The sequence below is a fragment of the Propionivibrio dicarboxylicus genome (genome assembly GCF_900099695.1).
Lineage (GTDB): Bacteria > Pseudomonadota > Gammaproteobacteria > Burkholderiales > Rhodocyclaceae > Propionivibrio > Propionivibrio dicarboxylicus.
Map to the genome: position 1 here is coordinate 117,796 of NZ_FNCY01000011.1, position 23,730 is coordinate 141,525.

General features: G+C 55.9%; 21 protein-coding genes. 11 read left to right on the forward strand and 10 right to left on the reverse strand.

The genetic code is table 11. The features are described 5' to 3' along the window. Nucleotides 1-63: 63 nt before the first annotated feature. The gene (locus BLR25_RS13570; RefSeq protein WP_245715557.1) at nt 64-1,002 is read right to left on the reverse strand and encodes an ABC transporter substrate-binding protein; all 939 of its coding nucleotides are present in this window, start codon (nt 1,000-1,002) and stop codon (nt 64-66) included. A 546-nt stretch (nt 1,003-1,548) separates the two neighbouring features. On the opposite strand from BLR25_RS13570, the gene BLR25_RS13575 reads away from it, so the two are divergent. The 7 genes from BLR25_RS13575 (at nt 1,549) to BLR25_RS13605 (ending at nt 10,522) form a co-directional block, all read left to right on the forward strand. Next, nucleotides 1,549-2,568, forward strand: a complete 1,020-nt coding sequence (locus BLR25_RS13575; RefSeq protein ID WP_091938424.1) for a TRAP transporter substrate-binding protein — start codon at nt 1,549-1,551, stop codon at nt 2,566-2,568. Between the two features lie 95 nt (nt 2,569-2,663). Next, nucleotides 2,664-3,329: a response regulator gene (locus tag BLR25_RS13580; RefSeq protein WP_176785891.1), complete on the forward strand. Its 666-nt coding sequence runs from the start codon at nt 2,664-2,666 to the stop codon at nt 3,327-3,329. Nucleotides 3,330-3,418: 89 nt separating this feature from the next. Continuing rightward, nucleotides 3,419-4,927, forward strand: a complete 1,509-nt coding sequence (locus BLR25_RS13585) for a sensor histidine kinase (protein ID WP_091938426.1) — start codon at nt 3,419-3,421, stop codon at nt 4,925-4,927. Nucleotides 4,928-5,131: 204 nt separating this feature from the next. Further along, a complete protein-coding gene (locus tag BLR25_RS13590; RefSeq protein ID WP_091938427.1) occupies nt 5,132-6,532 on the forward strand; it encodes a DUF2130 domain-containing protein in 1,401 nt (466 codons plus the stop codon). Nucleotides 6,533-7,073: 541 nt separating this feature from the next. Continuing rightward, entirely contained in the window at nt 7,074-8,924 is a 1,851-nt protein-coding gene (locus BLR25_RS13595; RefSeq protein ID WP_091938428.1) for an SUMF1/EgtB/PvdO family nonheme iron enzyme, read from the forward strand. 323 nt (nt 8,925-9,247) lie between these two features. Next, nucleotides 9,248-9,577, forward strand: coding sequence for a YjfB family protein (locus tag BLR25_RS21685; RefSeq protein ID WP_245715558.1), 330 nt, complete (start codon nt 9,248-9,250; stop codon nt 9,575-9,577). Between the two features lie 573 nt (nt 9,578-10,150). Beyond that, complete coding sequence (locus tag BLR25_RS13605; protein WP_091938430.1) at nt 10,151-10,522, forward strand: hypothetical protein; 372 nt, start codon at nt 10,151-10,153, stop codon at nt 10,520-10,522. A gap of 16 nt (nt 10,523-10,538) precedes the next feature. Here BLR25_RS13605 and BLR25_RS21035 read toward each other — a convergent pair whose 3' ends face one another. The 9 genes from BLR25_RS21035 to BLR25_RS13645 form a co-directional block, all read right to left on the reverse strand. Beyond that, entirely contained in the window at nt 10,539-11,192 is a 654-nt protein-coding gene (locus tag BLR25_RS21035) for a FecR family protein (RefSeq protein WP_143009860.1), read from the reverse strand. A 375-nt stretch (nt 11,193-11,567) separates the two neighbouring features. Further along, nucleotides 11,568-12,266: a Rossmann-fold NAD(P)-binding domain-containing protein gene (locus BLR25_RS13610; RefSeq protein WP_091938448.1), complete on the reverse strand. Its 699-nt coding sequence runs from the start codon at nt 12,264-12,266 to the stop codon at nt 11,568-11,570. Nucleotides 12,267-12,278: 12 nt separating this feature from the next. Beyond that, nucleotides 12,279-13,304 carry an AraC family transcriptional regulator gene (locus tag BLR25_RS13615; protein WP_091938431.1) on the reverse strand — a complete coding sequence of 342 codons (1,026 nt, stop codon included), beginning with the start codon at nt 13,302-13,304 and terminating at the stop codon, nt 12,279-12,281. Between the two features lie 5 nt (nt 13,305-13,309). After that, on the reverse strand, nt 13,310-14,074 hold the full coding sequence (locus BLR25_RS13620; protein ID WP_091938449.1) for an SDR family NAD(P)-dependent oxidoreductase: 765 nt from the start codon (nt 14,072-14,074) through the stop codon (nt 13,310-13,312). Nucleotides 14,075-14,575: 501 nt separating this feature from the next. Beyond that, entirely contained in the window at nt 14,576-15,058 is a 483-nt protein-coding gene (locus tag BLR25_RS13625; RefSeq protein ID WP_245715559.1) for a tautomerase family protein, read from the reverse strand. Next, on the reverse strand, nt 15,058-16,125 hold the full coding sequence (locus tag BLR25_RS13630; RefSeq protein WP_091938432.1) for an alkene reductase: 1,068 nt from the start codon (nt 16,123-16,125) through the stop codon (nt 15,058-15,060). The genes BLR25_RS13625 and BLR25_RS13630 overlap by 1 nt, the downstream gene beginning before the upstream one ends. 92 nt (nt 16,126-16,217) lie before the next feature. Then, nucleotides 16,218-17,006 carry an SDR family NAD(P)-dependent oxidoreductase gene (locus BLR25_RS13635; protein WP_091938433.1) on the reverse strand — a complete coding sequence of 263 codons (789 nt, stop codon included), beginning with the start codon at nt 17,004-17,006 and terminating at the stop codon, nt 16,218-16,220. A 56-nt stretch (nt 17,007-17,062) separates the two neighbouring features. After that, nucleotides 17,063-18,079, reverse strand: a complete 1,017-nt coding sequence (locus BLR25_RS13640) for an NADP-dependent oxidoreductase (protein ID WP_245715560.1) — start codon at nt 18,077-18,079, stop codon at nt 17,063-17,065. Nucleotides 18,080-18,103: 24 nt separating this feature from the next. After that, entirely contained in the window at nt 18,104-18,943 is an 840-nt protein-coding gene (locus BLR25_RS13645; RefSeq protein WP_091938451.1) for an alpha/beta fold hydrolase, read from the reverse strand. Nucleotides 18,944-19,083: 140 nt separating this feature from the next. Here BLR25_RS13645 and BLR25_RS13650 point away from each other — a divergent pair, with 140 nt between their 5' ends. From BLR25_RS13650 to BLR25_RS13665, 4 genes are all read left to right on the forward strand, one after another. Beyond that, a complete protein-coding gene (locus tag BLR25_RS13650) occupies nt 19,084-19,527 on the forward strand; it encodes a winged helix-turn-helix transcriptional regulator (protein WP_091938435.1) in 444 nt (147 codons plus the stop codon). Between the two features lie 192 nt (nt 19,528-19,719). Continuing rightward, entirely contained in the window at nt 19,720-21,771 is a 2,052-nt protein-coding gene (locus BLR25_RS13655) for an alpha/beta hydrolase domain-containing protein (protein WP_091938436.1), read from the forward strand. 271 nt (nt 21,772-22,042) lie between these two features. Continuing rightward, on the forward strand, nt 22,043-22,864 hold the full coding sequence (locus tag BLR25_RS13660; protein ID WP_176785892.1) for an AraC family transcriptional regulator: 822 nt from the start codon (nt 22,043-22,045) through the stop codon (nt 22,862-22,864). A gap of 249 nt (nt 22,865-23,113) precedes the next feature. Continuing rightward, the coding region (locus tag BLR25_RS13665) for a transposase (protein ID WP_143009862.1) at nt 23,114-23,730 on the forward strand (617 nt) is incomplete at its 3' end.

Below are 23,730 nucleotides of genomic sequence, written 5' to 3' on the forward strand. Positions count from 1 at the left end.
CGACGCGGCTCGGCACTCAAGAGCCGAGCCATGACGGGGAGCGGAACGCCATCGGCGTTGCCGTTAATACAGACGAGTGGGAAGCTCCCGCGCCGCAGTTTCAGCCGGATAGACCGTGTTCTTGAGCTTGACCCATGCCGGAATAGGCTTCTTCGCCTGATAGTCGCGAATCACCTGGATAAGGGGTTTGGCATAATCGACCGGATTCTCGACCGTCGCCGCCTGCTTCCCGGAAATCATTGCTTCGAAGGCACCTTTGACGCCATCGATGCCGACGATGATGATGTCTTTGCCCGGCTTCAACCCGGCCTCTTCGATCGCCTGCATGGCGCCGATACCCATGTCATCCGAATGGGAGAACAGCGCATCGATCTTGACGCCTTCAGCCTTCGTCGACTTCAGGAAGGCCTCCATGACTTCCTTGCCTTTCGCACGGGTGAAGTCTCCGGATTGCGTCTTGACGATCTTCAGCTTGCTTTGTCCCTTGATGACTTCCTCGAAGCCGGCCTTCCGCTCGACCGCGGAAGACGCGCCAACCGTCCCTTCGAGCTGGACGACATTGACCGGGGCCTTGGCATCCTTGAACTTTTCAATCATGAAGTTGGCGGCAAACCGGCCGGCATCCATGTTATCCGGACCGATAAATGTCACCGTATGGTCTTCGAGCTTGACCGCGCTGGTCTTGACCAGTCGATTGATGACAATCACCGGGATCTTCGCTTCCTTTGCTTCCTGCAGCACGGAATCCCAACCGGTCTGTACAACCGGAGCGAAAACGATGAAGTCGACCTTCTGCAGAATGAAGGTACGCAGTGCCTTGAGCTGGTTTTCCTGCTTCTGTTGCGCATCGGAGAAGATCAACTCCATATCCTTCTCTTTCGCAATGGTTTCCTTCATGATCTTCGACATGGCCACACGCCATTCCGTCTCGGCGCCGACTTGCGAGAATCCGATGATCAGTTTCTTGCCTGTCTGTGCCAACGATGCTTGCGGGGCCAACATGCAAAGCCCCAGTGACGCCAGCAACACCGCGAATAATCTATATGCCTTATTCATATATATTCTCCAAAAAGTCGTAATCCTCAGGTCGCGAACGCTTTCGCAGCGAGGCACACTTGGCGCTTCCTGCCTATTCAGACTAACAATCATTTTTTTTCCGCGTAAGTTGGAGATTTAATCCACCGTCGAGGACGAATGAATACCCTCCGGACAGGTGGAGATTTCCTCATCCCCCCGGGGTGATGCGCGCGTCAGCCTGGCGGTATTACGCTTGTGGCAGCGCCCTATCCGCGCCTCGGAAGCGGCGACAAGAATGCGTTTAATACTCTGTAAAAACAGGTAATTGCACCAACCCAGGCGTAGTGCATGGCCGGCTCGGAGCGGCCGATTCGCCGTCGCGACAGGCAGGTGCCGTACAACTTGAAAGCGGTGAAAAACGACCGCCCAAGGCGCGACCAAGACTATTGGAATTGACTAAAAAAATTTTTTGATCGCTCGCAAAGCGGGGTAATCTAATCACTGAAAGCAAAACACTTCTGAGGCACTGCCATGAGTCGATTTTGTTATTTTCTTCTCTCCCTGTGCGGCATTGCGTTGTTCTTCTCGCAGCCGGCAGCTTCCCAGACACCCGGCAGTGTCCGACCTATCAGCCTGCGCGCGGCGCTGAACAATCCCAAGATCAGTGGTCAGTACCAGGGAATTCTCATTTTCAAAAAACTGGTCGAAGAAAGGACCGGCGGCCGGATCGCCGTTGAAATAATTGCCGATGGCATTCTTGGCGACGAGGAGCAGCTGGCCGAGGGCATGCAGCAGGGGACCGTGGACTTCACCATCCACTCGTCGGCGAAATATGCTAATTCAGTCCCCGAGATGGATATCTACAGTCCGCCCTACACATTCAAGAACTGGGATCACATGAAGGCGGTGATGAACAGTCCGGTCAATGACAAGCTGGTGCAGATCGTGATGGAAAGACGCGGCGACCATTTTGTCGGCGTTTATACGGAAGGTTTGCGCAACGTCTTCACTCGAAAGGAAATTCACAAGCTCGACGACCTCAAGGGACTGCGACTGCGGACGATGACCGGGCCGAGCGAACTGGGCGCCTGGCGGGCGCTCGGCGCCAATCCGACGCCAACGGGCTATCTTGAGCTGTATTCGGCGCTACAGTCCGGCAGTGTCGACGGCGCTGAAAACACCATGACGGCACTGATCGGTATGCGCTTTCACGAAGCGGCGAAGTACGTTTTGCGAACCGCCCACAACTACATGGCGATGCCGGCCATTTTGAGCGGGAAATTCGTCAAGAAACTACCGAAGGAACTCGGTGACATTGTCATCCAGGCGGCAAAGGACTCGGCACGGGAACAACTCGACTGGGCAATCGAATTCGACCGAAATAACGAAAAGATCCTGAAAGAGCAGTATGGGGTCAAGATCACCGAGCTCTCGAAGGCAGATTATGAGAAAGCGCTGAGCATCTGTATGAGCCAGCATATTGACAATGCCAAAAGAATCGGCATGGAGAGTGAGCAGAAATTGATTGCGGACCTGCGCAAAAAGTATTGATCGCCCGCATCGTACACACTGCTGCTTCAGTGGCATTTCCGACAACCGTTTCCGACTAATTATCAACCGTACTATCTATGATCAGAGTTCTCGTAGTGGATGACATGGAAACCTTTCGTGAAAGGTTTTGTGAGGTTCTTTCGGGCGACGCCGCGATAGAAGTGGTAGGGGTCGCCTCGTCGGGACAGGAGGCCGTTACGATTGCCTTCAAGCAAAGGCCGGACGTCGTCCTGATGGACGTGATCATGGAAAACGATCGCGCTGGCATCGAAGCGGCGATGGAGATTTGCTCGGCACTGCGCTCCGTGAAGATCATCATGTCGACGGTCCTTGAGGACGACGAAACCGTCTTCAATGCCTTTCAGATCGGCGCCGTGGATTATCTGCTCAAGAACGCACGACCCGAAGAGATCCTCTCAGCCGTCAAATCGGCCTATAGGGATCAATCGACGCCGTCTCCGCTAATCGCGAAAAAACTGAGGAAGGAATTCGTACATCTTCGCGGCAACCAGGAATCGATGAAATTCGTTCTCCATATCGCCAGGGTACTGACCCAGGTCGAATTGGACATCCTTCTCCTGCTGTGTGACGGGAAGAGTCGCAACGAGATCTCGCATATACGCTGCATTGAGCTTTCGACGGTCAAGACACACATTGGCAGCATTCTGAAAAAGCTCGACATGAAGAGTTCGAGCGACATCGTCAAGGCGCTACGAAGTCATCAGGCCGACGATCTGCTGCGGCAGACAGTCCGGTTCTAGCGCCCTCACCGCCGACAATACGTCGTCGACAACAGGTGCATTCCTCATCGCCCGCTACGACTAATTGACATTGACAAGGCACAACCGTGATGGTCTATCTGGCAGTCATTCTCGTCGCGTTCTCGCTGTTCATCCTCTACAAGGAAAAGGGCGATACGCGAATTTTCCTGTTTCTGCTCACTGCCGGATGGATCATTTCCGTATTCTTCTTTATCACCTACATCCAGTATCTGGACCAAAGAGAGCTCTATCAGAACCTCTTTTCGAAGAAGGTGTTGATCACGACGCTCTTGCCAAAGTCGCCGATCACGCTGCTGGGCAGTGGCGACAAAATCATCCTGGTCATGAATTTCGGCATCGCCCTCTTCATCTATTCGGCGCTCTGCTTTCCCATGTCTTTCCTCAAACCGCTGCGAAAGAACATCGCGGTTTACATGCTGCTTGCGGTGCCTCAGCTTATCCAGTTTCTCATCTACTCGCCGAGAATCTACGAGTACGTCTATCGCGCGCTGTTTGTCGGTCCTTACCAAGGCATCATTTCGTTCGCGGACTTCTACGCCATTGACGAGAACGTGCATTTTGTCACCAGGCTGGTAAATCACACCTATATCGGGCTCGGCGTGGCGATGATGATTTATAACTATTTCATTGCTCTGAAGATAAAGTACTTCCGCAGTTACTATCTTCTGATCGCGTCGGGATACACATCAATCGTGCTCATGTTCACCACATTTCTCTGGTGGGCCCCGAAACGACTGATATCGCTCACGACAGCCAAGGATTCCATGCATTTTCTGCCGGTATCCATTCTGATCGAGGGTAATGTCATCGAGTATCTTCCCCACATCATGCTGGTGTCGTTCGTTACCCTGCTGCTGGCACTCTACCGTTTCAATCAGCTGTATTTCTCGCTGCAAACGGTCAAGACAAACATCTACCGGTCGTTCGACATCACCAATTCCGGGATCAGGTTTTACAACCACATGATCAAGAATTTCGCCATGGCGGTTCTGGTCGACGCCGAATCGCTCAAGGCAAAGATGTCCGACTCGGCAGCCGTCACAGCCCATGCTGATCGCATCATACGGAATTCGAAGGAACTTCTCGTCACGCTCAACGGAATTCAATCCAAATTCTCGGTCACATCGCTCAATCTGTCGCTCACCGACATCCGGGAAGTGATGCATCGCGCACTCGATCAGGTCAAGCTTGACGGTGTAAACGTCAGCTATTCGACTGATGACTCACCTCTGCTGGTGCTGCTGGATCCACAGCATATGAAGGAAGTATTTACCAATATCCTGAACAATTCCTTGCACGCCATGAAGCAGGACCCACGGGCGCTTCATATCGAAATCCACCGTAACAAGACCTGGGTTCATGTATCCATCTCGGATAACGGCTGCGGAATTCCGAAGGAAAATCTCGACAAGATATTTCTCCCATTTTTCACCACGGGAAGTCGGCAGGAAAGCTGGGGACTTGGCTTGAGCTACTCCTACCGGGTGATCATGGCGCATCTTGGGCGGATATTTGTCGACTCGGAACAGGGACATGGCACAACGGTGAAAATCCTGTTGCCGCTGAACGACGAATAGGTCAGCTTAGGGCTCTTCAACACGTTTTTGTAGCCGGTTGATAACACCGCCCTTGGCGCTATTCGCGAGGGGCATCTCAAACTGGCAAGAAACATGATAAGCACTTTGATCCAGTCCATTTTGTTTCTGCTTGTATTACGCAGGTAGAATAGTCCGACGAGCAGGGCGGCAACGAACTCTGCTGCACACAAGGGACTCATTGCCATGCACGAAATCATCTGCCCACATTGCGGGAAAGCCTTCAAGATAGACGAGGCTGGATATGCAGATATCCTCAAACAGGTGCGCGATGTGGACTTCGAGAAGCAACTGCATGAGCGGCTTGAGCTTGCCGAGCAAGATAAACGTAGCGCCGTTGAACTGGCCGAGGCCAGAATTGCGGGCGAATCGCAAAAAGCCGCTGCCGCCAAAGACACCGAGATCCAGACACTGAAGGCTAAGCTTGATGCCGAAAATGTGGCGCGCAAGCTGGCAGTCACCGAGGCGCTCAGTGCCGTGGAAAAAGAACGCGATGCTTTGGCAAATGAGCTCGCACAGGCACGGCAGGAGAAAGAGGCCGCCGCCATGCTGGCCGAGGCCAAGCTGCTGGCCGAATTGCAGAAGAGTGCCACCAGTAAAGATACGGAGATTCAAGCGCTCAGGGCCCAGATTGATGCCGCCACGATCCAGCAGAAGCTGACGCTCGCCGAAGCCCTTGGCACCGTTGAGAAGGAACGGGACGAACTCAAGAACAGCCTGGATCGTGCGACGCTCGAAAAGCAACTGGCGGAGAAATCGCTCAAGGACAAGTACGAGACCCAACTCAAGGATCGCGACGATGCCATCGAACGCCTGCGCGACATGAAGGCGCGCCTGTCAACCAAGATGATTGGCGAAACGCTGGAGCAGCACTGCGAGACCGAATTCAACCGCATCCGTGCTACCGCCTTCCCGCGTGCCTATTTCGAGAAGGACAACGATGCACGTACCGGCAGCAAGGGCGACTACATTTTCCGCGATTCGGATGAGGCTGGCACCGAGATCGTCTCGATCATGTTCGAGATGAAGAACGAGAGCGACTTTACCGCCACCAAGCAGCGCAACGAAGACTTCCTAAAGGAGCTCGACAAGGATCGCAACGAGAAGGGCTGCGAGTACGCGGTACTGGTATCACTGCTCGAACCCGACAGCGAGCTCTATAACACGGGCATCGTCGACGTCTTCCACCGCTACCCGAAGATGTACGTCATCCGGCCGCAGTTTTTCATCCCCATCATCACGTTACTGCGCAATGCCGCGATGAATTCGCTCAAGTACAAATCCGAACTTGCGCTGGTCAAGGCGCAGAACATCGACATCACAAATTTCGAAAACGAGCTCGAAACATTCAAGACGGCGTTCGCCAAGAACTATGACCTCGCCTCGCGCCGCTTCCAGACCGCCATCGACGAGATCGACAAGTCCATCGACCACCTGCAGAAGACCAAGGAAGCCCTGCTCGGCACTGATCGTAACCTGCGGTTAGCGAACGATAAGGCGCAGGATGTGACGATCAAACGGCTGACACGTGCGAACCCGACGATGGCCGCGAAGTTCTCGGAGATCAAGACAATCGATGGTGAATGATCCGAGCGAGATTGGCCGGCCACGCCCAAAACTTTCTTGACTGCGCTTGCAGCGTCCTTCTCGGCGAGTTCTCGAAGGCAACGAAGGGCATTCCTCATCTGCTGAACCGGCCGAGATGACGCTGTCAATGGCAGCAACGGCCGAACTCCGCTCATCGGCCAAAGCAGTTATTTAATCGCTCACTAATTCGGGACAATATAGGCCCGCTTCCAGACATTCTACGAATTATGCTAGGGGGCAAGATCTCCCGCCATGGCCACTAAGCAATGGCAGTACCGCTGTGCGCGGCAGGAAGTTGCCAATAACCCACTGCGCGACGATGAATTGTTGCTAGAGATAGTGACAGGATGGTTCTCAAACACACGAAGCTTGTCCAAGCCGATTAGCCCACCATAGGAAGGGAGTGGTTCTGAGCACTTTTACCAGAACGCCATCGACACTATTCCAGGGGGTACCTCAGGTCGGCATTGCTCTTGATACACCCAAATGTCAGAATCTATCGTATCGGTTCGACCCTTGGACATGTTAGGTATCAGAAGCTATGGCAGCTCTGTTCTTTCAGGCCCTTCTTGCCGCTTGTCTTGCTCTTGGCGGCTTTGCCCATGCGGCTACTGATGCCCTCAGACGGAATAGTGGACCTCCCGGCGAAAAGCGCATCGCTCTGCTGATTGGTAACGATCGCTACAGGGGAGTTTCTCCCTTGGAAAACGCAGCTAACGATGCAAGCGCCATGGAGCGCGAACTAAAACGCGTCGGCTTCCAGACCTTTAAAGTGATCAATGGCTCGCGAAAGGACATGAATGGCGCCATCAACCGTTTTGTTGATGACGTCTCTGGTGGCGGGGTGGGAGTTTTCTTCTTCGCAGGGCATGGAGTGCAGATTGCCAACCAGAATTTCCTCATTCCCGTCGACGTCCAGGGCGTCGATCGTGAGGCTGATATCGCTGACCAGAGCACTAGTCTGCAGAACGTGCAGGACAAACTGGCCGACGCCAAAGCCAAGTTTGCGCTGCTGGTTATCGACGCCTGCCGCGACAACCCCCTGCCGAAAAGGTCCGGGCGTTCGCTGAGCGGCGCCCGAGGACTCGCCCAAGCCAGCAGTGCCGAAGGGCAGATCGTGATCTTCTCTGCCGGCGCAAACCAGCAGGCGCTGGACAAGTTGGGCCCCGACGACCGTAACCCTAATGGCATTTTTACTCGGGAATTCCTGCCCTGGATCAGCAAGCCCGGTGTCACGATACGAGATGCTGTATTGGGTGTGCGCAGTGCGGTGCGGGCGAAGGCAAGGACTGTCGGCCACGATCAATTTCCAGCCATTTACGACCAGGCCGAAGGCAACTTCTACTTCCACGCCGGAGAGGTGCAGGACGCTCAGCCAATCAGCGCCGCCCCCGCAACGAACCAAGCCGAAATAGCGCTTTGGGCGGCCGTGGAACAGAGCAATACGACGGCCGACTACGAGGTCTATCTCAACCAGTATCCAGAAGGCGGAATGGCCATGACCCGGCTGGACCTGCTCAAAAAGGCTTCCGCCGACGACGAAGAGAAGATTCAATGGCAGCAGGCGGAAAAGGGCAGCCGAGCTGAAGTGACGGCCTTTATGAATCGCTACCCATCAGGGCAGTACGCCGGACTGGCGATGCTGCGTTTGGCGAAGCTGAAGAAAGAAGAAGCCGAGATGAAACCCGGCAAAGTATTCAAGGACTGCGCAGACTGCCCAGAGATGGTCATTATTCCCGCTGGAAGCTTTGACATGGGGTCGAACGACTCGGAGGATTCCTCTTTCTTTTCGCAGTCTCCGCAACCTGTTCCCGTTCATCGAGTCAATCTGGCAAAGCCGCTTGCTATTTCAATAACAGAGATAACGCAAGGTCAATGGCGCACGATCATGGGGAGCAATCCGAGTGAGTTCTCATCCTGCGGCGAAACTTGCCCCATCGAACACGTGAGTTGGAACGATGCTCAGGAGTTTGCGCGTCGGCTGGGACAGAAAACGGGCAAGACCTACAGATTGCTGAGTGAGACGGAATGGGAGTACGCCTGCCGAGCCGGCGGCAACCATAGCCACTGTGGCAGCAACGTCGTCGATAGCATCGCCTGGTATGACGGCGGAAAGACGCGTGCGGTGGCTGGCAAGCAGCCAAATGCTTGGGGGCTATACGACATGAGCGGCAACCTCTGGGAATGGGTTGAGGATTGTTGGAATGATAGCTACAAAGATGCACCCGGCGACGGAAGCGCTTGGACAAGAGGAGATTGTAGCCAGCGCGTCCTCCGTGGCGGTTCGTGGCACGACGGACCGCAGTACGCTCGCGCCGCTCTACGCTACAGAGCACACGCTTCAAATCGGAGCGACATCTATGGGTTCCGTCTCGCCAGGACACTGCCGTAGCGCAGCGGAGGAATCTTGCACCATACTTTTGGATCAATAACTGCCGTAGCCAACGGGCTCTCGGCCATCTACACTGCTGTGCGTTAACTCTGCTCGGCAAGCGGGTGACAGGACTCTGCGGTTGTGAACTTCTCGTCTGGGTCGAGTGTGTGAGTTCGTTGAATTGGGGAGCTGACCGTCGCCGCGGCCTTGTGCCAAGGGTCCGTTGACTGGTAGATACCTGCCACACAATTGGCATTAGTCGAATGGCCGCAGTGGCCGAGCACTTGACCGGCATAGCGTGAGCACATGCCGGTGACCTGCGTTCTTGAAGCAGTCCAATCGTGTCCTCGAAAAACCAGTCGGGATTTGTCGTTTGTTTTTCTCCTCAAGCGCCCGAAGGGTCTACGAAATCCACTCAAGCGCTAAAGTTATTTCCGTTTTTTTCCGTAAATATTGTTCATCAGGAAAAAACCATGGATACCAGCACAATCGCCTCCATCGCCACCGAAATGTCCCAAGTCCGCATTGCCGATGCTGTGCAAACTGCGGTCTTGAAGAAGGCCATGGACATCGGCGCGAGTAGTGCTCTGCAACTTCTGCAAGCCCTGCCGGCGCCTACCCCAGTCAGCAACCCGCCGCATCTCGGCAACAGCGTCGACACCTTCGCCTGACACGGCAGCCGTGAGCGGCGCGAATGAATAGTGGCTTAGGCCGCGTTGTAAGAATAATTTAGCGGCAGGTCGATGAATGCGGCAACCGTTTCGGTGACTGCTTTCCTTGGGCGGCAAATTTCCACTAGTGGCCGCCAGTGTGAGTGCGTCAAATCGGCAAGCTGTTTTTCAAGGTAATTTTCGGCTGAACGGCAGTTGACCAGCGTGTTTCCGCCCGATCTTGTCCGCCCACGCAAGGACAGCTTTGACCGAGTAGTTCGAATTGATATTCCGACAGGTTCCGAGGTACACCGGTCATTCAGATGGCGGCTACGCGGAGAGACCGCAGGTCCGCAGTTGGCCGATTGCCGAACCTGGGGAATCATCCACACACTGGTCACTCAGAATGCATACAGTTTTCGCCAAAGACATCGTTTCGGCAAGATGCTGAATGCGTACAATCGGCCACTGCTTGTCTGCCATCCGCGCACGGAAGTCGTCACTCAAAGGTCCGGTTTGCACTTGAAACCGCCGGGCGAGCGTTAATCGAGATCAGCTATACTGCCTGACTTCTATCTCTGCTAGCGCATTAACATGTTCTCTACTAGCACTTGGGTACTTGTTGCTTGGGCCGTTGCTATCCTTGTTCTCTGGGGTTTTGTTTCGAAGAGGATGGGGCTTGGCAAAAGTCGGGCATATGGCAACAAACTGGCCGCGCACCTGGGCTGGGAGAAAAATTTCTTTCACTCGGTGCTCGACAACGGCGTGAATGGACCTTCACTGATGGTACTCGATAGCATTGAGAAGATGGGTGTTACTCCTCACCAAGCTGCGGTGATGCTTGCTCCCTCGCTTGCTCACGGTCTGAACAAACTTGCTTCCCGCGTCGGTCCTCAGGCCATGATTGAAAAAGCAGAGCCGACTGTCAAAAGCCTTCTGGAAGAATGGGAAGCTCAGTCCGGCTGACATAGATAGAGCCATCTTAATATTGGGAAGCCGTGAAGCTTGGAGTGCGCCCCACCAGACTCTCCAGGAAGGTTAGTTCAGCATCGGAGTGATTTACGACTTCGGCAGGCACCATTGACGTTGGCATCGCGGAATCGGCGTTAATGTAGATCGGGTGATCATGATGTGTTGTACGGATAATTTCACGATCCTTTGGCGACACCAGCGGCACGATTTCTGCCTCTCCATAGCACAGGCAGAAATAGGTTTGCTTGCCCGATTCTTCTATGTAACAGCCAGTACCGCGAATTCCAATGACAGCAGTAGACACCGCAATACTCTTTTCGCCGCGACCAAATACCGAAAGAATCTTCCCGGTAACGATACGCATAAACGTTGTGGCAGATGCTGCACCAAAGCGCACGACAGACGAGTCGCGTAAAAGAAAAGCATCCTGACCGATGACAAAAACAGCTTCTGATCTTGATCCAGTAACAATCTCGTCACCCGGTTGGACAAGTAGCCCTTTGTACGCCGGCTTTCCGTTGACAGAGACATCGCCGAACACTCGATGAACACCAGGAATGACCGGCAGACTATCAGCGGCGAATCCGCGAGACACAAATGGAGAAAGCGCGCCCGCAGTGCAGGCACGTAGCCAGAATCTTCGGGTTCTCGAACATGAATCCATGGAAACAGGTCTCCACTTGGGCTGTTAACGCCGCTCAGCCGACAGGCTTGGTTTTGTCATACTTAGCAATGTATGCCGTTCCGGCTATTCTATATCGCTTGGCGACTACCCTCGGGGAGCGGGTCAATGGAAACCATGATCGACAACTGCACCCGCCTAGTACTGGCGGGGGGATATTCGCGTCTCGAATAATGCTCGTTAAATATGCAGATGGACAACAAAACCATATTGGCAGGAATCGCCCAAGCAGACTTTGCCGCTTTACAAGGCTACGTCAGCGATCGGCCAGAAGCGGTCTCCTGAGTCACGCACCAATAACGGCAGCTAACATCCCAAATGAAGGCATTGGAAAACCGCTGTGCCTACAGATTTACGTCATCTCAATAGGCTGTTTTTGCCATCTTTAAGAGAAACCTCGTAAATTTCAGCTGATTTCAATACTGATACCGGTGCACCATGGCGTGCTATTTGCAACATGGTCTGTCCAATGACCTCGGTGCTCAGGACCTGCGACGGAAATAACTTCCTGCCAACTGTAAGTAAGGGCCTCAAAATCTTGTAGAAGGCTCGATAGGAGTCAGTTTTGGACACCGCGTTGTTCAGCGGCTGAATGACTGCGGGACGCAGGACATGGACCCGCTTAAAAGGTAAGCGCAGCAGCGCGTTCTCCGTCTTGCCCCGAACTCGGGCCCACATGCTCGAACCTCGTTCACTGCTATCAGCCCCTGCACCCGAGACATACACAAATGTCGCCTGTGGGCTGAGACTGACCAGGCGCTCAGCCACAGCCATCGTGAGACTGAATGTCAGCGCCGCGTATTCCTCCTCGGAAAGGCCTGCCACCGATACACCGAGGCAGAAAAAACAGGCATCCATATCTCTCAGGTCATCATCCGTAATCGCGGACGTATTCGTCGCAAAATTCGGACGAATTGACTGGACGAGTCTCGGATTGTTCAGCGGCAGAGCCGAACGCCCGACCGACACCACACGTTCAACGTCGGGCGCGAGCAGGCATTCGCGCAGAACACCGCTGCCCACCATACCGGATGCGCCAAACAAAAGGACTTTCATCGCAACCTCCACCTACCCGTTCGCCGAGCGAATCGCTGCGTTCGCTGCCCGCCACTCCGAGGGTGTTTGCGCTTCCCACTGCCGGAATGCTCGGAAGAACGAGTTCTGGTCTTCGTAACCAAGCAGGTAGGCAACCTCGATGAGGGTAAGTGATGTATCGGCCAGATGCTCCAGCGCCAACTGATGGCGGGTATCGCTCACCAGGGTCTGGAACCTGACACCTTCATCGGTCAGGCGCCGCTGTAGGGAGCGTTCACTCATGGCCAGTTCTGCCGCAACGGAACGGATGTCAGGACGGCCTGCCGTCATTCGCCGGCGGAGCACCCAACGGGTCTGCTCAGCCACCGATTCTGACGCCTTGTGTTGTTCAAGCCGCCGGTCCAGTTCCGGGGCTAAAACCTCGAGCAGCTCCTTGTTATAGGTGGCAAACCGCTTGTCGAGGTCTTCTCGCCGGAAGCTGATGCAATCTTCCTTGGCATCAAACCGGACCTGGCAACCGAAATACCGTTCGAGTGCAGACTTTGACGCTGCCGGGCGTGCCAGCTCCAACGCCACAGGCACCAGCAGCTCCGACGTTCCTCGACGGCCTAACTCCAGGAACGACGCCATCGTTGCGTCCACCAGGGAATGCGGGATGGCGCTAGAGCCGGCATGCGGCCAGTGGATGACGAGCTCGCTGCGGTCACCATTCTCCGTGAGTACCACCTCCTCAGGGGCACACAGGCGCTTGAACCGCGCCACCCGATTCAGCGCGTCACGGAAATCCCTGGCGTGTTGAGCCGCGACAAAAGCCAAGGGCATGACCGCCCCATCCAGACCTGAGGCGATGCGCAGCCCGATGGTGGCATCCTCGCTGACCGTCTCGATAGCTCGCCACAAGGCGAAGAACTGTGCCGTCAAAATCGGCGTGTCATCCCTCAGTACGTTGAGCGGTAGTGCCGCCCTGCGGACAACTTCCGCACGGTCGAGCCCAACCCGCTTGACGCCCTCCCAGAGGGCATCTGGCACCTTCAATTTCTCCGGAATGGCGCTGGTCATGGTGCTTATTTCGCCTGGAAGCCGCCGTCCACGTTGAGGATGTGTCCGGTGACGAAGCTTGCCTCGTCCGAGAGCAGCCAGCAGATGGCATTTGCTACTTCTTCGGGCCGGCCCAGACGGTTCATTGGGTGCATCGCTGCGATGCTGGCTTCGTTGTAATTCGGGTCCCCGCCTTCGAGTTGGGCGGCAATGATGTCCGTCCTGATTGCGCCCGGCGCCACACCGTTGACACGTATACCCTGGGTAGCGTGGTCGAGTGCCGACGACTTGGTCAAACCGACGACGGCGTGCTTGGTTGAACCGTAGGGGCCAGCCCAGGCGATGCCGTTCAGGCCGGCGATGGAGGCCAAATTGACGATGGCGCCCTTACCCTGCCTCTCCATTTGGGTGAGTTCATGTTTCATGCTGTAGTAGACGCCCATGATGTTGGTCTCGACCATCGCACGATAGTTATCGCTGCTCGATTGCACAAGCGTCCCTGTCTCGTTAGACAGTCCGGCGTTATTGACGGCCATATCGAGGCGGCCGAACTCAGCCACAATGCCGTCAATCATCGACTTAACCGCGGCTTCGTCGGGGACATCGTTCTGTACGAAGCGAACTTGGGCTCCGTCGCTTGCGGCAGCTGAAACTTCGGCCACGGCAGCTTCGCCAACTTCTGCACGGCGACCGCTCATGATGACGTTAACGCCTTGAGCGGCGAGTTTGAGGGCTACGGCCTTGCCGATGCCGGTGGCACCACCGGTAATCAGGGCGACTTGTTTGGACATTACATACTCCTTGAGATGGTTAAACATGCAGTGGGCACTTCGGAAATGCATGTAAGGAGTATAGAAACTCGAACTAGATGGTTATATGCAGAATACGCCACTCTACTAACGTAGCGCGCCAACGATAGAGCTGCTTCGCATGTAGATAAAGGGGCTGCTACGGAGACCGTTACCAAAGGTCCGTTTTGGCACGTACTCCAGCAGTACGATTGGAGCTTTCCCAACGTCCGCAGAGGGTCGATTGTGTGAGTTCGGTGGATGCACAAACTACCGTTGGCCGCGTTTTTTCACTGAACGGCAGGTAACCGGCCAATTCCAGCCATACAGCTCGAGCTGAATGAGCGGCAGGTTTCCGACGGTCAGTAGTCGTATAGCGACGAAGGTTGACTCTAACTCATTGACAACGTCAGCTTGAATCGCTCGTGCCCGATGAATCGGAACTTCCGCCGAAACGCTCCTGCAAGCTTATGATCGGCCGTCGCCAGAGCCGTTAGTCGGGCATCAACTCGCGTACTGAGCGATGCCACTACCGAATGACCAATTCTCCTTTTTAACCTCGACCAGATTGATGAAGACATCTTCCAGCCGAACCCCAACTTCCCGGTTGAGCCCTTCCGCAATCGTCTTGTAGAGGAGTTTCTTCTGGTCCGTCGAGCGTCCCTCATTAAGCGTGATCTGGATAAACACCACCCCATCGCTTCGGTTGATCCCGAGATAGGTGGTGTCAAAGACGAAATGGTCGTCGTCGTGCTCAGCCAGAACCTGAAAGTTATCGTGGTCAGGAACGTTGATTGCGGCCTTCATGGAATCGTAAACAACCTTGCCCAGTCTTTTGGCATAGGACGCGTCAGTGTTTCTTTTGATGTCGATACGAACGAGGGGCATGTCTCTCTCCTTAATAATTTTCAAATCGGTGCCTGAGTGAAGCATTTCAAGGAATCGTGATCGATGCGATGAAATGCGCCACCCGGCTTCGGCTTCCATCAATAATCGGTGTAGCCCTTTTCTCCCGGCGTATAGAAGGTCGAGAAATCTGGCGCCACCAACGCCTGCCCGGACTTCAACTTTGCAACGAGATCAGGGTTTGAGATGAACGGGCGACCGAATGCCACCAGATCGCCACGGTACGCATCGAGATCCGCATTGGCACGGGCAACGTCATAGCCGCCGGAAAGAATGTATTTCCCGCTGAAGGCGGCACGGATTTTGGCCTTCAAGACGGGGCTGACTTCAGGCGCCCCCATGGCACTGTGGTCGACGACATGGATGTAGAGCAGTCCGAGCGCATTCAGTTCTTCGATCAGACGCAGGTACAGCGCATCCATCGCCGCATCCGGCACCTGGGCATTGAACACGCCGTAAGGCGAGATTCGCATGCCGACACGTTCCGCACCTACGGCCGCGACGGTGGCTTTGGCCACTTCGACGGCGAAGCGGATGCGGTTTTCGACGCTGCCCCCCCATCGATCCGTACGCTGGTTCGAAGCGGTATTGAGGAACTGGTCAATCAGATAGCCATTGGCGGCATGCAACTCGACACCATCGAAACCGGCTTGCAGCGCCAGTCTGGCCGAGGCGGCATATTCGGCGATGCTCTGCGCGATGTCGGTCTCGTTCATTTCGCGGGGTACGGGATGCGGCTGCATTCCTTCCGCGTCGGTCCATATCTCGCCCGGAACGGCGATCGCCGAGGGGGCCACAACGCTTGCGCCGACCGGCACGTTCGCGGGATGACTGACCCGCCCGGTATGCATCAACTGCACAAAAATCCGGCCACCGGCTTGATGGACGCCATCGGTCACACGTCGCCAGCCCTGCGCCTGTTCCTCGTTGAAGAGTCCGGGGATGCGTGGATAGCCAAGGCCGTTGGGCGAGGGCGAGATTCCTTCGGTGATGATCAGACCCGCATCCGCTCGCAAGCGGTAATACGCTTCCATCAGGGCGTTGGGCACATTTCCAAGGGCGCGGCTACGCGTCATCGGCGCCATGACGATGCGGTTTTTCAGCGACAGGTTGCCGAGTTGGGTGGGCGTGAATAGCGTGCTGTTCATAGATAATATCCAGGAGGTGAAGTTGAGATCGGATCGAACAAAGGGCGCTTCGCCCCCGTTGTCCGGCAGATGGGAGAAGTCGCCGCCCCGGTTCAGGCGGGGTGCCGATAGCGATCGGCGGCGTGCGCTTGCCGAATGTCCGACATCAAGCCCTGACGCGCACCGTCCAGCGCATCCCAGCGCCCGGCAACGTGCAAGGGCGGGATCGTGACCAGTTCCCGGCGGTCAAAACCGACCAGTGCCGCGTCGACCAATTCACCCACGTCCATCACCTCGGGCAGCGTGTTGACGTCAACGCCGGCACGCGCCCAGATCTCGGTACGAGTCGCTGCCGGCAGCACCGCTTGAACATAGACGCCCTTGGGCGACAATTCGACGCTCAGCCCCTGCGACAAAAAGAGAACGAAGGCTTTGGAGGCCCCGTAGATCGACATGCCGAACTCGGGGGCGAAGCCCACCACGGAACCAATGTTGACGATGGCGCCCGTACCGGATTGTGCAAGGCGTGGCGCGATCGCTGCGGCGAGACGTGTCGGCGCCGTGCTGTTGAGCGCGACCAAGGCTTCGATGCCCTCGGCGGTCTGCTCCAGGAAGCCCTTGGGTTGAGGCATGCCGGCGTTGTTGATCAGGATACCGATACGCGTGTCATCGCGCAGACGGGTTTCGAGCGCGGACAGGTCGGTGGGGCTGGTCAAGTCGGCCTGCAGCACGTCGACGGCCACATGGCTTTCCTCGCGCAGGCGCGCTGCCAAGGCATCCAGGCGCGACTTGTCGCGCGCAACAAGGACGAGGTCGTGGCCTCGGCGCGCGAAGCGTTCGGCGTAGGTGGCGCCGATACCACTGGAGGCGCCGGTAATGAAGACGGTCGGAAGGGTGTTCATGGGTGTTTTCCTTGACGAGAGTTGTTCCGTTTAATGACAAATGCAATGGGTCGCGGCTATTTCATCCTGACGACCACCTTGCCCTTTGAATGTCCCTGAGCGAGGTATTCGAGTGCTTCCGGCGCCTGGTCGAACGGAAACACTTTGTCGATGACCGGCAGGATGCGACCCGTTTCGAGGAGTGTGCCGATCTGCGCGAGTTGAGCGCCATCGGGACGCACGAAAAGAAATGAGTAGGCAAGGTCGCGTTTTTTCGCAAGCCGCATGATCTTGCGACTCATCAACCCGAAGACGAACTTCAGCACGAAATTCAGCCCGCGGGCGCGAGCGAACGCGGCATCCAGTGGCCCGATGAGAGAGACGATTTTTCCTCCCGGCCTGAGAATGCCAATTGATTTCTCAATCGCGTCACCCTTGAGGGTGCCAAGCACCGCGTCATAGCCGCGCAGCACTTTCTCGAACGCTTGCTTCCTGTAGTCGACCACCTCGTCCGCACCGAGGCGACGGACGAGTTCAACGTTACCCGTGCTGGTGGACGTTCCCACGGTGGCCCCCAGGTACTTTGCCAACTGGATCGCAAACGTGCCAATACCGCCGGAGCCCGCCGGAATAAACAGCTTCTGACCCCGCTGAAGCTTGAGGCGTCCCTTCAGGGCTTGCCAGGAGGTGAGTCCGACCATCGGGATTGAGGCGGCCTGCACGAAATCAAGATTAGCTGGCTTTAACGCGGCAGCGCTCTCCGGCACGACTGCGAATTCGGCGAGCGTGCCGATACCGAGATCGAAGACGCTCGCGAAGACGGCATCGCCGGCCTTGAAGCGAATCACGTCACTGCCGACCTCGATCACCACCCCGGCCAGATCGCTGCCCAACGTGGCCGGAAGCTGGAAATGCAGAACCGGTTTGAACATCCCGGTCGGAATCATGTTGTCAATTGGATTCAGGCCCGCCGCGTGGATTTGCACCAGCAATTCGTCAGGCTTCAGCGTGGGGCGCGGAACATCGGCGAACCCGATGTCGGGCGACTTTCCATAGCGTTTGAAGGTAAGTGCTTTCATGGTTTGATGTTTCATTTTTGGCTTTTCATTTTCATTGGATCAGTGCGCGAGAAAATCGAGAACCGCTGGCACAAAGGCTTGGTGGTACTGAAAGACGCCACCGTGTCCCGAGTTTGGATAGATCGTCAGCCTGGCATTCGGCAGACGACGAGCCATGTCTGCCGAGAGGCTGCTGGCGACCATCAGGTCGCAGTCGCCATTGGCGACAAGAACCGGCTGGGTGATGACCGAGAGATCGTCGGGCGCACTCCGCCCCGCCGTCTTGATGGCCTCCAGTTGGGCGCGCCTGGCCTGCATGGAAATGCCTCGGTCACGATCGCGGGTCCGTTCCTTCAGCGCAGCAAAGTACTCCCGCGCGGCACGCTTGCCATCCGGCGTGCGGGGAAAGAACAGGAAGTTCCTCGCGTCGCTCCAGGTCAGCGCCGCCTTGATGTAGGCAAGGACAGCGACCTTGGTGACCTCGCCGACCCCGCCGCCGCCCTTCGGACCCGTTCCGGCGAGGATCATCCGGCGCACCAGGTCGGGCGCCTGCAAAGCCACCATTTGCGCCACGCCGCCGCCCAGCGAGAAGCCGAAAAGATCGACCTTCTCGTACCCCAGCGCCCGAATGAAGGCAATGGCGTCCCGCCCCATCTCTTCGACGGTATTGGGCACCAAACCTCCCGACGCACCGACGCCACGATTGTCGAACGCAATCACCCGACGCTGCGCGGCGATGCCTTCGATCACGCGCGGATCCCAGTCATCGAGCACGGCCATCAGATGATGCAGAAAGATCAGCGGCACACCGGAACTCGGGCCAAGTTCGCGATAGACGAAAGGCACGCCGCCAACGTCGATCGTGCGGGTCGGTACATCTTTCCACGTCAAACTGCTCATTTTTCTTTCCTCGAAGTCGGCAGAAATATCGTTCATCAATCGGCGCTCGCGACAGGGTGGATCGCCGGTCGGCAAAGTGTTACTATCAAATTGAAACGAACGATACTACCAATTCGATATTAAGTCACTACCAAAATAGTATGGACAACGAAATTATTTGTAACGATCCGTGCCCGATCGCCCGCAGCGTGGCTTTTGCCGGCGACGCGTGGAGCCTCCTGATCCTGCGGGATGCCCATGCCGGCCTCACGCGCTTCGACCAATTCCGGAAAAGCCTGGGGATCGCGCCGACGATGCTGACCCGGCGGCTGGCGACATTGACGGAGGAGGGATTGCTGGAGAAGCGACGCTACTCGGAGCATCCGCCGCGAGAGGAGTATCTGCTCACCGCTGCCGGCCGCGATTTCCTGCCAGTGCTCTTCATGATTGGCGCATGGGGCCGCCAATACCGGGGGGGCGGCAAGCTGGTTCGCTTTTTCGACGCTGAAAACGGAACGGAGATCAAAGCCATCGCAGTGGATGAAGTCACCGGCGCGAAAATCGGGACGCGTCCGATACGCACGGTCATGCCAGAGGAAAGCTGACAGTTGGTCGGGAAAACTGTTTTGTGACCTGACGAGGTCGGACGGCATGAAAGCGTGCCGTTTTATGAAAACCTTCGCATTTTTTTGAAATGCAAGCAGCGCAAGGTTTGATACATTTTTTCGGAGGCAACTCGTTTTTCCCACGGGCATCTTGGCCCACGAGAAAAAACTTCAAAAACCCAAAAGGAGGGCATGGTGGACAGGAATCATCCAAGAGCGTATTTCCCGACTCGAATCGTGGCTGTGACGCTGTTGCTGGTGTCGCTGTCCGCTTGTTCCGGACTGGGGCAGAAAAATTCCGCGACAGCAGGCGCGGCCCCCTCAATTATCGAGAAACTGGAAATAACGTCACGAAAGCCGGCTTTTTCAGGCCAAGTTTTTGGTGATATCGGGCCGTACGAGTTTGTCGCAGGTGTTGCGACAGTGCGGGTTGATCCGAAGCACAGCGCTAATCAAGCCGTCGTCGATCTGGACAAAGCCGTCGATCCGGACGGATTCGTTCGCTTCAAGACGGATTTGGTAGTCCTGCGTCCGGTGGTTGCGGAAAAGTCATCGCGGGTACTGATCGTCGACATTCCAAACCGGGGAAACAAACTGCTCTTAGCCAGACTGGCTGACGGTAGTAACCAATTTGAAACCTCCTCGCAAGCGGGCAACGGATGGCCGATGCGGCAAGGGCATACTTTTGCCTGGATAGGATGGCAGGGCGACGTGCCTCTTGGAACTGGCGGGCAATCCGTCGGGATGCAGCCCCCGGTAGCCAAGAACGGCTTGATGCCTATCACGGGAACTTCGGTTGAAGAATTCATCTTCGACAAGGAGGAAACGAAGAGTCTTGGTGTGCTGACGTACCCAGCAGCAAGCACTGATACAACGAAAGCAGAACTGACCGTTCGTGCGACGATTTCCTCGCCCCCACGGACACTTGCGCCCTCCGCCTGGCGCTACGTGGACACGGGCAGGATTGAGATTACGCGTCCGGATGGATTTGATGCAGGCGCCATTTATCAGTTGACCTATGAGGCACGTGATCCCAAGGTAATGGGGCTTGGCATGGTGGCTTTGCGCGATGTGACCGCATTCCTCAAGGGAAATGGCCAAGACGCCGACGCCAGCAAGCCATCCAATCCGATCGCCGACATCGATCCGAACCTGACGGTCTTGGTCGGCATTTCCCAGTCGGGACGCTTCCTGCGCGATTTCATCTGGTACGGATTCAACGAAGCGCTTGATGGAAAGAAAATATTCGATGCGGCGATGCCGATTATTGCCGGCTCGCGAAAGAGCTACGTCAACGTCCGGTTCGCGCAGCCGGGCAGATACTCGCGTCAGCATGAAGACCATTTTTATTACGGCGATCAGTTCCCGTTCACCTATGCCACGACAACAGACCCGATCAGCGGGAAAACAGACGGGATCTTCTCGCGCTGTGAAAAGAACGCGACTTGTCCGAAGCTGATGCATCTGGATAGCAGTCTGGAGTTCTGGCAGGCGCGCGCTTCGCTGCTCGTCGTCGACGGACAGGGCCGGTCTGTGCCTGTGCCGGAGAATGTACGGCTCTATCTGATGGCTGGCACACAGCATGGGCCTGCAACAAAACCGGAGTATGGCATTTGCCAGCAATTGAGCAATCCGGCGACGCAAACGCCAATGGTGCGGGCCGTCATGGCTCGACTCATCGACTGGACTAGAAACGGGAAAATGCCGCCAGCAAGTCGTTTCCCCTCGTTGGAAAAAGGACTGGCCGAACCGACACAGGCATCCATTGGGTTCCCGAATCTGAACAGCATCGGCTTGAGCTTCCCCGGCGTGTTCAATAGCCTCTACGTCGTCAATCACAAGGCTGCACCAGCCGAGATCGATTTCGGCAAGCCGTATAAGCTGCTATTGCCGCGAACGGATTCGGATGGACATGACATTGACGGCGTTCGACTACCTGAAATTGAAGTGCCGTTGGCGACACATACGGGGTGGGGGTTGAGAAAGAGCGGTTTTGCTGAAGGGCAGCTTTGTGGAATTAGTGGTACCTATTCAGCATTCGCGAAGGATGCCGCCGAACGCGCAGGCAAGAACGATCCACGGCCGTCAGTTGCCGAGCGATACAAGACCCGGGGCGCCTATCTGGAACAGTATTCACAGGCGGGGCGTCGTCTTCTGGACGATGGCTTCCTTCTGGACGAGGATCTCGCACGCTTGATCGATCACGCTCGCCAGGATCCGCGAATCGCGCATTTGCCCCAATGACTGGACCCATCGCGGATGCGAGGACGAGAGAAATCGCACCGCGATGTGACGTCGCCTATTCATCCACCGCAACAGCCGTAGGACACTCATGCTTCGGACGGCAGACCTTTCGGTCAGTCAACGCCCGCAGGTAACATGATGACAGCGGAGTTCAGCGAAGAGGGAGCGTAACGGTGCGGACATTCTGTTTCAGGCCGATATGACAGGCGGAACGAGAACATCCATTGGCCGTCATTGCTCGACGATCGTTGGAGGGGACGGAACCCCCCTGTTGATCTGTCCTCGCGATTGGGACGGCCCCATCCTGGAACGCAAAGAAATTCCCGGGAATGCCGAATGCGGAGCGCAATACAGCGGCATGCCGCTGGTGATTGTTCCGTTGTCCGGGCATGGAAAGCGACGGTTTAGAAGCGGATCGACGATACAAGAGTTCGACACGGCACCGCCCAACATTCTGATCTATGGCGAAACATTTGAACGCGATCACGGCCTCTGGAAGGGAGAGGCCGGTGAGTCCATTACGCTCACGTTACCGAGCGCTGTTACCACTCGGTATTGCAAGGATGACCGATCTTCGTACCGGTTCAATACGAGATTCAATAACGACGACCCCTGGTTACGGAACAGCATAATCACCTTGGCGGAGGAAATTCAGAGCGCCTTTCCGAATGGGCGTCTTTTCTCGGAAGGATTGTCGATCGCTATTGTGGGTTGGCTTGTGGCTCGCTATGGAGACAAGGCCCAACGAAATCCTTCTGTTTTGCGTGGTTTTTCGTCGGCACAAAAAGCGAGGATCGAAGATTTCATCGATAGCCATCTCGATCAAAACATGTCGATCGAGAGAATGGCATCGGAAGTCAGCATGAGCCCCCGCCTTTTTTCTCGTTTTTTCTCGATATCCTACGGCCAATCACCTCATCGATATCTAATGCGCAAACGAATTGTCAGAGCAAAACAATTGATGCGTTGCCAGTCGGAACTCAGCATTCTGGAAGTCGCTTTGCACACAGGGTTCTCCAGTCAAGCGCACTTTTGCTTTGCCTTTCGCAAGTATTGTGGAGAAACGCCGACGGCTTGGCGGTATGGTTTGTAGCTGCAATTGGGCAATCAGGAGCGATGAAGATTCATGACTGATCGATTCCTCGTCGGCATCTCGCCATTGCCCGATCCGTCTGCTGACGGTAGGAATGTCCCAGTGCAAATGGCTGCTCTGCAACGCATTACTGACGCGACGTTCTTTGGTACGAATGTCGGCTTTTGGCCGGATTCTGTTGAAATACTCCACGAAATGACGCGACACCGGTACAATATGCTATAAGCATGTATGTAGTGGGGTGCTGCGATGATGGGGCAACAGAAGAACGGGCAAGACCGGTTGTTCTACGCGTTCAATCTCGAAGATCATGTGCCGGCTGGCCATCTGTTGCGTGGTATTGATGCCTGCATCGACCTGAGCGGATTGCGCCAGCACCTGGCCGAGCACTACAGCCACACTGGTCGCCCGTCGGTTGATCCCGAACTGATGATCCGCATGCTCATCGTTGGCTACAGCTATGGCATCCGCTCCGAACGCCGCCTGTGCGAAGAAGTGCACCTGAACCTTGCCTACCGCTGGTTCTGCCGCCTTGGTTTGGAGGATTCCGTACCTGACCACTCGACATTCTCGAAGAATCGGCATGGCCGGTTTCGTGAGAGTGGTGTATTCCGCTGGGTATTTGACGAGGTGGTACGCCGTTGCATGGTATCTGGTCTGGTCAAGGGGGAAGGCTTTGCGGTCGATGCCAGCTTGATTGCTGCCAATGCAAGTCATCAGCACAGCGTCCAGCCGGGAGAACCCTGCGACTTTGATCGTGCCGAGATTGATACCCGGCCAATGCGGGAGTACCTGACGGCGCTTGATAAAGAAACGAATGCAACTGCTACACGCAAGATTTCGCTCAGCGATCCGCACTCCCGCTG

What these genes read in the sequence shown, in the direction of transcription:
- BLR25_RS13630 (WP_091938432.1), bottom strand. Translation starts at nt 16,125, where the DNA reads ATGAACAGCACGCTATTCACGCCCACCCAACTCGGCAACCTGTCGCTG.
- BLR25_RS13645 (WP_091938451.1), bottom strand. Translation starts at nt 18,943, where the DNA reads ATGAGCAGTTTGACGTGGAAAGATGTACCGACCCGCACGATCGACGTT.
- BLR25_RS13575 (WP_091938424.1), top strand. Translation starts at nt 1,549, where the DNA reads ATGAGTCGATTTTGTTATTTTCTTCTCTCCCTGTGCGGCATTGCGTTG.
- BLR25_RS13650 (WP_091938435.1), top strand. Translation starts at nt 19,084, where the DNA reads ATGGACAACGAAATTATTTGTAACGATCCGTGCCCGATCGCCCGCAGC.
- BLR25_RS13595 (WP_091938428.1), top strand. Translation starts at nt 7,074, where the DNA reads ATGGCAGCTCTGTTCTTTCAGGCCCTTCTTGCCGCTTGTCTTGCTCTT.
- BLR25_RS13620 (WP_091938449.1), bottom strand. Translation starts at nt 14,074, where the DNA reads ATGTCCAAACAAGTCGCCCTGATTACCGGTGGTGCCACCGGCATCGGC.
- BLR25_RS13590 (WP_091938427.1), top strand. Translation starts at nt 5,132, where the DNA reads ATGCACGAAATCATCTGCCCACATTGCGGGAAAGCCTTCAAGATAGAC.
- BLR25_RS21035 (WP_143009860.1), bottom strand. Translation starts at nt 11,192, where the DNA reads ATGGATTCATGTTCGAGAACCCGAAGATTCTGGCTACGTGCCTGCACT.
- BLR25_RS13615 (WP_091938431.1), bottom strand. Translation starts at nt 13,304, where the DNA reads ATGACCAGCGCCATTCCGGAGAAATTGAAGGTGCCAGATGCCCTCTGG.
- BLR25_RS13635 (WP_091938433.1), bottom strand. Translation starts at nt 17,006, where the DNA reads ATGAACACCCTTCCGACCGTCTTCATTACCGGCGCCTCCAGTGGTATC.
- BLR25_RS13640 (WP_245715560.1), bottom strand. Translation starts at nt 18,079, where the DNA reads ATGAAACATCAAACCATGAAAGCACTTACCTTCAAACGCTATGGAAAG.
- BLR25_RS13605 (WP_091938430.1), top strand. Translation starts at nt 10,151, where the DNA reads ATGTTCTCTACTAGCACTTGGGTACTTGTTGCTTGGGCCGTTGCTATC.
- BLR25_RS13625 (WP_245715559.1), bottom strand. Translation starts at nt 15,058, where the DNA reads ATGGAAGCCGAAGCCGGGTGGCGCATTTCATCGCATCGATCACGATTC.
- BLR25_RS13570 (WP_245715557.1), bottom strand. Translation starts at nt 1,002, where the DNA reads ATGTTGGCCCCGCAAGCATCGTTGGCACAGACAGGCAAGAAACTGATC.
- BLR25_RS13585 (WP_091938426.1), top strand. Translation starts at nt 3,419, where the DNA reads ATGGTCTATCTGGCAGTCATTCTCGTCGCGTTCTCGCTGTTCATCCTC.
- BLR25_RS13655 (WP_091938436.1), top strand. Translation starts at nt 19,720, where the DNA reads ATGGTGGACAGGAATCATCCAAGAGCGTATTTCCCGACTCGAATCGTG.
- BLR25_RS13610 (WP_091938448.1), bottom strand. Translation starts at nt 12,266, where the DNA reads ATGAAAGTCCTTTTGTTTGGCGCATCCGGTATGGTGGGCAGCGGTGTT.